Raw genomic sequence first — 10,867 nt, 5'->3', positions numbered from 1 at the left:
TATCAGAATTGGGATGCCATCGCGAAATGGTTTGCCGACTTTTGGGATTATGTCAAAGGCCTGTTCGCCTCGGCGGTGGCCTATATCCAAGGAATCGCGGGCAAGCTCTACGATGCCGGCGTCGCCATGGTTCAATCCATTTGGGACGGCCTCCAATCGAAATGGGCGGACGTGGTGGCCTGGCTGAAAGGTGCTGTCAACGACCTCGTCGGCTGGCTTCCCGATGTCATAAAAACCAAGCTCGGCATTGACATCAACGCCGCCAAGCTTCCCGAGGGGCCGAACGTGCCGGCGACGCGCGCAGGGGCCGCCGTGGGCGCCCTTGTGACGCCGAAGGTGGAAACGCCCCCGGCGCCTTCGGCGCCCTTTGTAGCAGGCCAGAAACCGGCGGATATGGGCTCGCTGTCCGCGACTATCCGCGACCTCATGAAGCCGTTGAGCGAGGTGACTAAGCAGGGCTCGCCTACCAAGACGGACGAAGTCGACGCCGGCACCGTCAAGGCGGCCAGCATACAGATAGCGGAACCGCTCACGGTCCATGAGCCGCAACAGATCAATGCCCCGTTTAGTGTAACCCTCACCGTTAATGCCCCAGGCGCGGACGCCAAAGCAATCTCTGCGGCTGTAGAGGGCGCGCTCGCAAAGCAGGCCGCCGCGCATCGCGGCACGATTCAATCAAGCTTGTCGGACTAAGGCACAATGCACGAACTCAAATCGCTGATCTTGTCAGATATGCCGGGTGGCGAGGTGCCTATTCTCGCGCCGACCATCCTCGGCGAGCCTTACCCGCTTACGGCGAGCTTCGCGCTCGGCGGCGATTTCTCATTGATCGATTTCCAAGCCGGTTCCGACGAAGATGCCGCTATCCGGCACATCGCAATTCCGCAACCCTGTATCGAGGTCGCGGGCGCTCTTCGAAACGCCAAGGCGATGCGCCGTTTGCCCTATTTCATGGTGGGGCCTGTCGTGCCTGTCGCCGCTCATTCGGTGACAGGCGAGCCAGTTCTTTTCGGTACCCTGTGCTTTATCGGGCGTCCCCGAGACAACGGAGATTCGGCATAGGTTTGCAAATTGCAAACATCGTTTTGCCGATTTGTGATTTAGTTTGCGGTATGCAAACAATAAAAAATTAAAAACATTGCTATGGCATAATATCAGATGATTTATGTTGCAATTGAGCGAGGCTTATACGATCAAGGTGAGCCAGCGATTGTTAGAGCAATCGCCGGCTCTAACCAAAACCGAAGATGGAGCTTCGAAAATGGCTACCGCTCAGATTATCGAACTGCCTGGATTCAGCAAGTCGGCCGTGGCCGCATGCCCCACCGCCGGCCTCGGCCTGGGTGAGCTAATCGAATGGCACCGCAAGATTTTCGCCGAGATAGACCGCGTGTGCGAAAAGGCGGACCCGACCGATCAGTCCTATGACGCCAGCTTCGTCCCCTATTTCGAGGCACTCGCGGAAGCAGAGGCCAGTGTGAAGAGCGCGATAATTGGCTATCCGGTGAGCACCCTGGCAGATTTCAGGGTCAAGGCCGAATATCTTCTCAACCCGGCGGCATCGCTTTGGCAATGGCTGGACGAAGACGACTGCCGCCTTCTCCTCGAGTCAGCGGCGTAGCAGGCGGGGGCGCGATGTCGGCCGCAGATCTCGCCCGCGACCTCCAGATCGCAGCGACCGACGCCCGCCGGGCGCTGGCGGCGGCGGAAAAGGCCGTGGCGGACCTCACCGCCAAGGCCGAGGCGTTCGCGCTTTCTCTTGGAGAGGGCGGCGCGGCCCACGCAGCCATTGCCGTCACAGGCGACGCCCTTCTCACCGGCGATGACGTCGCCGGTATCCTTCGGGTGAGCAAAGCCACGCTCGCCCGCTGGCGGGTGCTCGGCACCGGCCCCGGCTACGTCAAGAAACAGGGCCGTATCCTGTACCGGGCGGAAACGGTGGAAAAGTTCGTGACCTCCAAAGAGCGCACCAAGACGCGCGGTACAGACGCCGGCTAGAGGCAACGGCGGTGCACATTGCGCCGACGATGCACCGGGTTCCCGACGCATAGTGCTCTCGAAATCGGAGAGCACTTATGCCCGTTGATAACGTCACCCCGAACCGGAATTGGCCGCTTCCTAACGGCACCAACAACCTGGCCTATGATGTCGGCCGGCTGATCGCTGCTTTGCAGGCCGCCGACCTCGATGTCGCCACCATCCTGTCGACGCTTGTTCAAAAGGCGCCTCTGCTCAACGCGGCGCTTGCTGGGGCGCCTACGGCCCCGACGCCGGGCGGCAGCGATAACTCGACGCGCATCGCAACCACGCAATGGGCGCGCGCCTATTTCGCGGACATCGTCGGGGCGGCGCCCGCCGCGCTGGATACCCTCGCGGAATTGGCGCTGGCGTTGGGCAATGACGCCAACTTCGCGGCGACAATGACCGCTGCTTTGGCGGCGAAGGCCCCGCTTGCAAGCCCCGCGCTCACCGGCACGCCCACGGCGGCCACGGCGGCCCCAGGCACCAACACGACGCAACTGGCGACGACCGCTTTCGTGGCCGCCTTGGGGGCGCTGAAAGCCAATCTTGCCAGCCCGACCTTTACCGGCACGCCAGCGGCCCCTACGGCGGCAGACGGCACCAACACGACGCAGTTGGCGACCACGGGCTTCGTTCAACAAGTCATAGCGTTGTTCAAGGCGGCGGCGAACACCTTCACGGCCGCGCAAACGTTCCAGATGCCTGCTGGTGTCACCAACATGGCTACGGCTACGCCTGCCGGTCATTCCATTATGGCCCTCGGTGATGCCACCAAGGCTGCATACATCACGCTGCATAGGTCGGGTACCTACGCTGGATTGCTTGGTCTAGACACGGACAACAAGCTCAAGTGGGGTGGGTGGTCTGTGGGTGCGAACGCCTATGAAATCGTCCACATGGGCAACTACACCTCTCTTCTGGACGCAAGGTATGCTCTAGCAGGGGCTGCTGCTCCGGCGGCCATTATTGAAGATCAGAAGGCTGCAGGTACAAACGGCGGCGGCGCAACGGCAGGCTCGTGGCAGATACGCGACCTGAATACCGAAGTTCGCGACCCCTTTGGGCTCATCACGGTTTCTTCAAACACATTTACCGCAACGGTGGCGGGCTGGGTTGAATGGTCTGCCCCATCCTGGGCGGTGGGCCTCATGCAGACGCGACTCTACAACGTGACCGATGCTGTAGTTGCTGCCTATGGCTCATCAGAACGGTCGGGCTTCGGATCGGACGGTGTAACACGCAGCTTCGGCGCGGCCCCCATCATCGCAGGGAAAACGTATCGGTTGGAGCATCGCGTCGAAAGCACTCGCGGCACAACGGGTTACGGCTACGCGAACAATTTCGGCGGGACGGAAGTTTATAGCCGTGTTCAGTTCTGGCGCACCTGATGATAACGGCGGGCGAACTCTTCGGCGGGCAAGTCAAACGCTTCGCGCTCGGCTTTCAGCCTTGCGATAGGCCAGTTCCACCATTCGATTTCCAGCAAGCCCGCAATCGTCTTGTCGGCAAAGCGCCGCTTGATGATCTTGGCAGGATTGCCGCCGACGAGCGTGTACGGCGGCACGTCTTTGGTTACGACACTGCCGGCAGCGATGACGGCGCCGTCGCCGATGGTCACGCCGGACAGGATGACGGCCCGAGCGCCGATCCAGACATCATTCCGGACCGTGATCGGACCCTTGGACGTCAAATATTCCAGGTTCTTTTTCTGCCGGAATATCCTGGACTGAAAGGGGAAGGTCGAGGCCGTGTCGGTCGGATGATCGGCCTGGCACAGAAAGAGCACGCCCGGACCAACCGAGCAAAACGCTCCAATTTCTACCGGCGATTTTGCGGTGCAGTTGAGGAACGTTCCGGCATTAACGCCGTGAGTCTCTCGGCCGACTTTCGCATGGCGCGGTATCGTATCCGGCCCGGCAAGCAACCCGAGCCTAATACGCAGTTTCTTGAATGCCATAACTCAATCCTAATGAAGGGGCTTGCAGATGACTAACTTTGTCTTGGTCGAAAACGGCGTTGTCGTCCAGTCGGATCGGACGTGCGAAGCGGAAGAGCATCCGCTAGGCTTCATTGCGGCGCCCGACGAGGTAGTGCCCGGCTTCCTGTTCGACGGCGAAGCGTTCGCTGTCCCGCTGCCTTCGCCGCCGCCAGTGCCTGAGGCGATTTCAGATCGGCAATTCTTCGAAGCATTGGCGGTGCGAGAAATCATTACCGAGGCGGAAGCCCTCGCGGCGGTCAAGACCGGCGAGATCCCGGCCGCAATGGCCAGCCTGGTTGATGCCCTCCCCGAGGCAAGCCGGTTCCCGGCCGAAATGCTGCTTTCCGGGGCAACCGAATTCCAGCGGGCTCACCCCCTCACGGCGGTGTTCGGCCAAGCGTTCGGCTGGACGGATGCGGAGATCGACGCGTTCTGGACCGACGCGTCTGCACTCTAGCGCCTAGCCGGCCGCCGCCGGCCTAATTGGCGTAACATCGGCGGACTTAAGCGAAATCACCGCCCGTGCCGCCAATTCGTCAAGGGCGGACACAATGTAGGCGCTGTAGTGCTTCTCAATCATGGCGCTTGAGGTGTCGTGCAACGCCGCCACGAGACGGACAGGTAAGCCCGAGCGCAACCCTCTAACGATAGAGGAATGCCGCAACGCATACGGGGGGACATCTGCGCTCAAACCAGCCTCGGCAACGACAGCCTTCCATGGCCTTGCCAGTTCGCTCGGGGTTTTCCACGGCTCTCTGCCGACCATTGTCCATTTGGTTGGCGTCAACTGCTTCCAGCGCGGTCGAAGCAATAGAATTTCGCCGCCGCGCCGGCCGGCAACGGCCGGGCGCAACGCGCTGAAAACTTCTTCACCCACCGGCACCGCTGTACGCGTGGTATGCTTCTCACCCCTGCCTTTGTGGCTAACCGGAATCATCAGGCGAGATTGAGACGTTTGAACGTCCGCAACGGTGAGGCGGATCACCTGCGAAAATCGACTCCCGGTTGCCGCCAATACCAGCACGAGGCGCGCGAAATCCCCGCCCCACTCGTCCTCGCAATCAACAGCTTCTGAAGCCTCGACAATCCGGCGGATATCAGCATCTGGCAATATAGCCTTGTCTCGGGCGACCGGTGAAACAGCATCGACGGCCGCCAAGCCGTTCTTGATCACGACCCCAATGTGGGATGCATTTAGGTCCCGAAGATGCCGTGCGTGTTTACTCGCGGCAGCGTTGAGCGCGGCTTTCAGGTCATTGTTGACACGCATCACACTGGCGCGAGCGAGCGCATCGGGCAATCGACCTCGCCAATCCTGTAAGTCCGCTTCCGTGAGCGCATGCATCTCCTTATCGGCCAAGGCGGCATCCGAGAGGACATGCTTGCGCATGCGGTTCCCTGTGTCGAACCGGCCACCCCTGGCGCGCTCGACTTTCTCACGGCCCTCAACGTAGGCATCGACCGCCGAGCGCACAGTCAACGGCGCACCTTTCGCTTTCGCGAGGCTTTCTCGTCGCCTAATCTCAACCAAGGATCGGGCCGCTGTCGTTGCCTGGGAAAAAGACAGACATTCAACGCCGTCAGCATCCATTACGTCATCGGCCGTGCCTAGCGTGTCTTGTCTATAGCGACCATCCACGTACCACCTAACCACCCATCTCCCACCTCGGGGTGCCAGGCGGTACCCAAGGTGGATGTCGGGGTCGATGGCCCGCCAATGAGTCCCTTTGGGCAGTTTCAGGCGCGCCGCCTTTGTTGTGACTTGCGCCTCTTCAAGCGTTCTCGGCAATCTCCACCTCCACAAACTCGTCTAATATTCGTCTAATATCATCCCGTGTAACGCAATGACACGCAATGGAATGACGGCTGCTAACTAGTTGAATTATATGGAAACCAGTGGAAGAGCGCAACTGGCAAAGCGTCAAGATCGCAACACTTTCACGGCGGTAACAGGGGTTCGATTCCCCTTGGGCGTACCAGCAAGCACTTTGCTGGCAATCTCCCTTCGCTGTCCAATTTATGGCCAATATCCCTCCCGGCTTTGTCGGCGCGGGCGATACCTGTCACGCTCCCGCTCCTCATGCGAAATAGAGGGGGAAATGTGAACTGCCGTTCTTTGCCTGGCTGCTGCGGCTCTCGCCGGCTGCTCTAACAGCGAACCCCGATATGAGGTTTCACAGAGCTCGGCGTCTTCGCCGACCCTTACAACTCTCAGCAGACTACAATCCTCCTGCTGATTGCCGGACTAGCTATCTATGTACTGCTGCGCGGAGGAGACCATGGGTAAGCATTTCAGCGACGAACAGATCGAGGAGTTCCTCAAAGCCTACCTCGCGAGATTTCCTGACGCCGTAGAGCGGATGGAGTGCGTGATGTTGAACCCGTTTGAAGACAACGATGGGTTGATGTCGCGGAACTTCCGGGAAATTTATCAGGTTGCACAGTCGATGGAATTCTTCACGGCATATGCCAAGAACGAGCCGAGCGCGATCCATCATCTAGTTAGAGACGTCGCGCGACGCGTATCTGCCGGGCTGGGACCTATAGAATCAAGAAAAATCAAATACTGAGAAGCTGAGGCCGAGGCTCGTGCTGCTGGCCAGCGGAGAGCAAAGCGATGACAATCTTATATTAGCAACCTATTGTATTTCTGCCGAAGCAGGATCATGCTTGGAGAGCGGGCGGAGGGAGGCCACCAGAGTAACCGTGGTTTGAAGGGGTTAGGTCTATGGAAGCTGTTTGTTACGTTCCCAGCGCATTCTGTCAGTTGTCATTCCTCATCAGCGTCGCGATGACGTTTCTCGTCATGACACCGTTCGCGGCCACGCGCTTGCTGGTGTTGAGGATGCGCAAGCATTCCATGGGAGAGCTTCAGCCCTCTTGAGAGAGGGGGTTCCGATGCGAACGTTTATGCTCATCCTTGTCGCGGTTGCCGCGTTCTTCGCATGGGACGGGCTGTTGAACGATGGCCGGTATACGGATCAGATATTCAATCTCGAATTCCGGCAAGCAGCGCTCAGTCTGCCGAGTGACATTTCCTACGGCTACGAAGGCAAGTTCAACCGCTGACGCATTGAGGCCGGCCCAGTATGCCTGCCTTGCACCGCGCGGCATTTTTTGACCTTGGGAAAAGCCGCAGTCGGCGGCGTGAAGCTCGTGTCCGAGCTCGTAACGGTTATGACCGACCGTGATGCGAATTTCGTCCAGATGGCCGTTCATCGGGTCGCCGCCGAATTGCGAATTGCCGATCGAACTTCGCCTGCGGAAACGAGCCATGTCTACTCAAATTGACGTATGCCCTCCCGTAAAGACAACCTTTGGTACATGTGCTAATAAAGAAATTGCTAATAAAGATCGATCTTACAGGAGGATGCAATGCCGTCCTTGAGGTGGGTTGCTGTTGTCGCGCTTGCCGCGACGCTCAACAATGCGACACCGATAGCCGCCGCCGAAACAGTCGGCAAGGCAGTCGTGATCAAGACTGCCGTCACCGGCGCAACCGGACCGCTGGTGGTCAGCGCACCCGTTCACCGGGACGAACGTATCAGGACATCCAATACCGGGCTTGGCCAATTCGTGTTCATGGATGGCACCAAGCTGGCGGTAGGGTGGGGTTCCTCCGTCGTCATCGACAAGTACGTCTTCAACGATGATAATTCGGTGAAGAACCTTACCATCCGCGCTGCCAAGGGAACGTTTCGCTGGATAAGCGGAAGTTCGTCCTCGTCCGCCTACCAGATCGTCACGCCTGCAGGCACGATAGGCGTGCGGGGAACAGCATTCGATGTTCACATCGCGCCCAACGGCAAAACCGCCGTCGTGCTCCTGAAGGGGTCGGCTCGGTTCTGCAGCGGTGGCGGATGCCGGGAACTGAAGCAGCGTTGCGATTGTGTGGTCGCGTCGCCATCAGGCGCTATGAGCGACGTTACCAAGGTCAATCGATCTGTGCTCACCGCACTCGGCACCCAGCGGGCGTTGCCGTTTCTGACCGGCACTCAGCAGCTTTCGGGAGGCTTCGGTACGGGCGGAAATTGCGGGCTTACGGCCGCCATTCAGCAGGAGCATACGCCGCGGCCGCAGCAGCAACGGGCGCCCAGTCCACCCAGTCCGGGCACACCCAATCCGCCGGATCCGCCGGACCCGCCGGCCCCGCCAACGGATGATGGCAACAACGGTCATGGAAATGACCCCGGCAAGCACGACCCCAGCAATCCCGGAAAATCCTACGGTCCTGGCAAGAAGGGATAGGGCGGCGGCAAGAGCAACGGATAGCTGCTCTTTTTCCTGGCGCTTCCGCTATTCGGCTTCGCTGGCCGGTCGGGGCTAAGTGCTTCTAGATCGGTGTGGCCGAACTCATTGCCCTTGAAGAGCAGCGAGCGCGGCGGTCAACTGCCCTGTCCAAATGCAGGTCAGGAGTTGGAGCCGAATTGTTGCTCCGCATAGCCGGCATTCGCTTCCGCCGCCGCACCCGCCCGTTTGGCAAGAAAATCATCCGCTCTGCGCGATATCCTGCCATAGAAGTCCTGCAAGCCCGCCGGCAGGCCCGCGGCCTTGGCTTTGGCCGCCGCGATGATCTTTCGGCTGCCAGGCGAGCGCGAACGCAACGCTTCGACGAGCTTGCCGTGCAGAAGCCGCAATTCCGCAAAATCCGGCGACGAGGCAACACTTTCATCGCCGACGACGGCATTGATTCTCGTCCTCGCCCTTTTTCCCTTGAGCTCCAGCGATCCCGCGTCGAGGAAAGCCCAGCCTGGCAGCGATCTTACGGTGTCGTCGGACGCGAGGATGTCGAAGCTCACCGTCTTGCACACCGTCTCGATACGCGCTGCGGTGTTCACTGCGTCGCCCACCGCCGAATAGTTGAATCGCGACTCAGCACCCATGTTTCCGACGCAGGCGACGCCGGTATGGATTCCGATGCCGATGCGAACCGTCTGCTCGGCGCCGAATCCGAATGCGTCGCTTTCGTTGAGGCGAGCAATCGTCTCGCGCATGGCCAATGCCGCGCGAACGGCTTTGGCGGGATGATCGGCGACATCGATCGGGGCATTCCAAAAGGCCATGATCGAATCGCCGATGAACTTGTCGAGTGTGCCTTCGTTGGCGGTGACATGACGGCTGAGCGCGTCGAGAAGCGTGTTCAGAAACCGCACGACGGCGGTGGGCGGCAGTCTTTCGCTGATCTCGGTGAAGTTGCGTACATCGACAAACATCACGGTCAGCTCGCGGTCGTCGCCGCCAAGACGAAGCGCGTCGCGGGTGTGCTCGATACGGTAGAGCAGCGATGGCGACAGATATTGACCGAAGGCCCGCCGGATCGCGCGCCGCTCCCGGTCAGTCACCAGGAAGCGGAAAGAGGTGGTCGCGAAATGCGTGATCGAGCCCATGACGATTGGCGCAAACGGGTCGAACAGCAGTCCCGCAAGCGAAAAGGCAAGCCATGATGCGACGAGCGCCATACCGGTGATCGCCAGGCCGCAGGCGAGAGCAATCGCGGGGCTTACGAAAATCGTGAGAAGCACCAGAAGGCTGCCCAGCATCGCGATCGACGCGATTTCCAGCCCGTTTGCCCAGTCGGGCCGCGACAGATAGTGGCCGGACAGTACCTGTTCAACCATCTGCGCGTGGAGCGAGACGCCCGGCACGTTCTCACCGAGCGCCGTGACACGAATATCCTGCAGCCCGGCGGAGGAGGTGCCGACAAACACGATGTTGCCCTCGATCGCGGCCCTTGTTTGGGGCGAGACGCCATTGGGTGCAAGCACGTCCTTCGCCGAAACATACCGTTCCGCCCTGTCGGGACTGACATAGAGCCAGAGTTCGCCTGCCGAGGTCACCGGGATAACGAAGTCGCCGATCTTGACGGAGGTCATTATGCCCTGCCCTTCCGGCGCGCCGGCAATCAGATAGGTGGAGGCGCCCTGCGCTACCCTCATGGCTTCGAGAGCAAGACCCGGATAAAGCTGCTCGCCATCAGTCAGAAAGAGTGGAGCTGTCCTCACGACAGCGGTCGATTTGCCTGGATTGAGGCTGATATGTCCGATGCCGGCGGCATTGGCCTCAAGCTGCGGCCGCAGCGGTGTGGCTGCCCTGATATGGGGAGGAGCATCGACCGGGCTCTCGCCCGTAAAGGCAATGCCAGCCTTCACCTGCGGATGATAGTTCCCTTCGTTGGAGATGCCGTAACCCAGGACAACCGGCTTGCCGGCGATCGACCGGGCGAAGATCTCGTCGTTGTCGGGCAGGCGATCGAGCAGGGCAGGATCGATGCCTGGCACGTCGCGGACAACACTGCGAGGCGACAGACGATCGGGTTCGGCGAAAAGGATGTCGAACGCGATGACTGCCGCGCCAAGCTCCGTCAGTTTGTCGACCAGAGCCGCCATGCGATCCCTGGGCCACGGCCACTGCCCGAACTGCCGCAATGAAGCCTCGTCTATGTCGACCACGCGGACGGGCATCGCCTCGAAGCTGCGAGGTGCCAGCCGCTGATATTGGTCGAACGTCGCTTCGCGGGCGAGTCTCAACGGCTGCGGGTCGCTCGCCCGGACAATGGTAAGCGCCGCTACCAGCGACGAGCCCAGGATGACACCGGCCAACTGAGCGCGTGTCATGACTTCTGCACCAGTTGCCGTGCCGCGAATCCGTCCTGCATGGTCCCGCCCCGGGAAGTAGCTTCTCGAACCCCAAGCCTAGGCTGCATTGTTCCCGGCGAATACGCAATCGCCAACCTAGCAGGCAACGCCGAAAGGCCTAGCGCCGGCTCCTGAGATTGAACAGGTTAAGTGAGCATGCGCACGCGCAAGGCTTCGAGTTGACTGGTGTTCTTTGCACTAGGAAACGGCTCGAAAAGCCACCCTCTGCGAC

At 60.2% G+C, this 10,867-nt stretch carries 12 protein-coding genes; 8 read left to right on the top strand and 4 right to left on the bottom strand.

The window, feature by feature from the left end:
• The 5 genes from EN742_RS38050 to EN742_RS11300 all read left to right on the top strand — a co-directional run.
• Window positions 1-693: hypothetical protein (locus tag EN742_RS38050; RefSeq protein ID WP_189375281.1), on the top strand; the 693-nt coding region annotated here is incomplete at its 5' end.
• Window positions 694-699: 6 nt separating this feature from the next.
• Window positions 700-1,062 (top strand): hypothetical protein, encoded by a 363-nt coding sequence (locus tag EN742_RS11315; RefSeq protein ID WP_128332814.1) that lies wholly within the window; start codon window positions 700-702, stop codon window positions 1,060-1,062.
• Between the two features lie 199 nt (window positions 1,063-1,261).
• Window positions 1,262-1,621 (top strand): hypothetical protein, encoded by a 360-nt coding sequence (locus tag EN742_RS11310; protein ID WP_128332813.1) that lies wholly within the window; start codon window positions 1,262-1,264, stop codon window positions 1,619-1,621.
• 14 nt (window positions 1,622-1,635) lie between these two features.
• On the top strand, window positions 1,636-1,998 hold the full coding sequence (locus EN742_RS39305; protein WP_245492297.1) for a helix-turn-helix domain-containing protein: 363 nt from the start codon (window positions 1,636-1,638) through the stop codon (window positions 1,996-1,998).
• A gap of 77 nt (window positions 1,999-2,075) precedes the next feature.
• A complete protein-coding gene (locus EN742_RS11300; RefSeq protein WP_128332812.1) occupies window positions 2,076-3,410 on the top strand; it encodes a hypothetical protein in 1,335 nt (444 codons plus the stop codon).
• Here the strand turns inward: EN742_RS11300 and EN742_RS40005 are convergent.
• Complete coding sequence (locus tag EN742_RS40005) at window positions 3,392-3,979, bottom strand: CatB-related O-acetyltransferase (protein ID WP_128332811.1); 588 nt, start codon at window positions 3,977-3,979, stop codon at window positions 3,392-3,394. The two genes, EN742_RS11300 and EN742_RS40005, sit on opposite strands and share 19 nt — an antisense overlap.
• A gap of 28 nt (window positions 3,980-4,007) precedes the next feature.
• Between EN742_RS40005 and EN742_RS11290 the strand changes: the two genes are divergently transcribed.
• Complete coding sequence (locus EN742_RS11290) at window positions 4,008-4,457, top strand: hypothetical protein (RefSeq protein ID WP_128332810.1); 450 nt, start codon at window positions 4,008-4,010, stop codon at window positions 4,455-4,457.
• A 3-nt stretch (window positions 4,458-4,460) separates the two neighbouring features.
• On the opposite strand, the gene EN742_RS11285 is transcribed toward EN742_RS11290, so the two are convergent.
• Window positions 4,461-5,591, bottom strand: coding sequence for a tyrosine-type recombinase/integrase (locus EN742_RS11285; RefSeq protein WP_245492296.1), 1,131 nt, complete (start codon window positions 5,589-5,591; stop codon window positions 4,461-4,463).
• 688 nt (window positions 5,592-6,279) lie between these two features.
• Between EN742_RS11285 and EN742_RS11280 the strand changes: the two genes are divergently transcribed.
• On the top strand, window positions 6,280-6,570 hold the full coding sequence (locus tag EN742_RS11280; RefSeq protein WP_126054245.1) for a hypothetical protein: 291 nt from the start codon (window positions 6,280-6,282) through the stop codon (window positions 6,568-6,570).
• Window positions 6,571-6,871: 301 nt separating this feature from the next.
• Here the strand turns inward: EN742_RS11280 and EN742_RS11275 are convergent, their stop codons facing one another.
• Window positions 6,872-7,276 (bottom strand): hypothetical protein, encoded by a 405-nt coding sequence (locus EN742_RS11275; protein WP_126054244.1) that lies wholly within the window; start codon window positions 7,274-7,276, stop codon window positions 6,872-6,874.
• Between the two features lie 99 nt (window positions 7,277-7,375).
• Between EN742_RS11275 and EN742_RS11270 the strand changes: the two genes are divergently transcribed.
• Window positions 7,376-8,248, top strand: coding sequence for a FecR domain-containing protein (locus EN742_RS11270; RefSeq protein WP_126054243.1), 873 nt, complete (start codon window positions 7,376-7,378; stop codon window positions 8,246-8,248).
• A gap of 161 nt (window positions 8,249-8,409) precedes the next feature.
• Here EN742_RS11270 and EN742_RS11265 read toward each other — a convergent pair whose 3' ends face one another.
• Window positions 8,410-10,614: an adenylate/guanylate cyclase domain-containing protein gene (locus EN742_RS11265; RefSeq protein WP_128332808.1), complete on the bottom strand. Its 2,205-nt coding sequence runs from the start codon at window positions 10,612-10,614 to the stop codon at window positions 8,410-8,412.
• Window positions 10,615-10,867: the final 253 nt, after the last annotated feature.

It is taken from the genome of Mesorhizobium sp. M4A.F.Ca.ET.020.02.1.1 (assembly GCF_004022645.1).
Classification (GTDB): domain Bacteria; phylum Pseudomonadota; class Alphaproteobacteria; order Rhizobiales; family Rhizobiaceae; genus Mesorhizobium.
The sequence above is the reverse complement of the archived record's forward strand: the minus strand, read 5'-3'. Positions and strand labels throughout refer to the sequence as shown.

Excerpts from the sequence above, each read along its gene's own strand:
- EN742_RS11315 (WP_128332814.1), top strand. The coding sequence starts at position 700 with ATGCACGAACTCAAATCGCTGATCTTGTCAGATATGCCGGGTGGCGAG.
- EN742_RS11290 (WP_128332810.1), top strand. The coding sequence starts at position 4,008 with ATGACTAACTTTGTCTTGGTCGAAAACGGCGTTGTCGTCCAGTCGGAT.
- EN742_RS11285 (WP_245492296.1), bottom strand. The coding sequence starts at position 5,591 with ATGGATGCTGACGGCGTTGAATGTCTGTCTTTTTCCCAGGCAACGACA.
- EN742_RS40005 (WP_128332811.1), bottom strand. The coding sequence starts at position 3,979 with ATGGCATTCAAGAAACTGCGTATTAGGCTCGGGTTGCTTGCCGGGCCG.
- EN742_RS11280 (WP_126054245.1), top strand. The coding sequence starts at position 6,280 with ATGGGTAAGCATTTCAGCGACGAACAGATCGAGGAGTTCCTCAAAGCC.
- EN742_RS11270 (WP_126054243.1), top strand. The coding sequence starts at position 7,376 with ATGCCGTCCTTGAGGTGGGTTGCTGTTGTCGCGCTTGCCGCGACGCTC.
- EN742_RS11310 (WP_128332813.1), top strand. The coding sequence starts at position 1,262 with ATGGCTACCGCTCAGATTATCGAACTGCCTGGATTCAGCAAGTCGGCC.
- EN742_RS39305 (WP_245492297.1), top strand. The coding sequence starts at position 1,636 with ATGTCGGCCGCAGATCTCGCCCGCGACCTCCAGATCGCAGCGACCGAC.
- EN742_RS11265 (WP_128332808.1), bottom strand. The coding sequence starts at position 10,614 with ATGACACGCGCTCAGTTGGCCGGTGTCATCCTGGGCTCGTCGCTGGTA.
- EN742_RS11300 (WP_128332812.1), top strand. The coding sequence starts at position 2,076 with ATGCCCGTTGATAACGTCACCCCGAACCGGAATTGGCCGCTTCCTAAC.
- EN742_RS11275 (WP_126054244.1), bottom strand. The coding sequence starts at position 7,276 with ATGGCTCGTTTCCGCAGGCGAAGTTCGATCGGCAATTCGCAATTCGGC.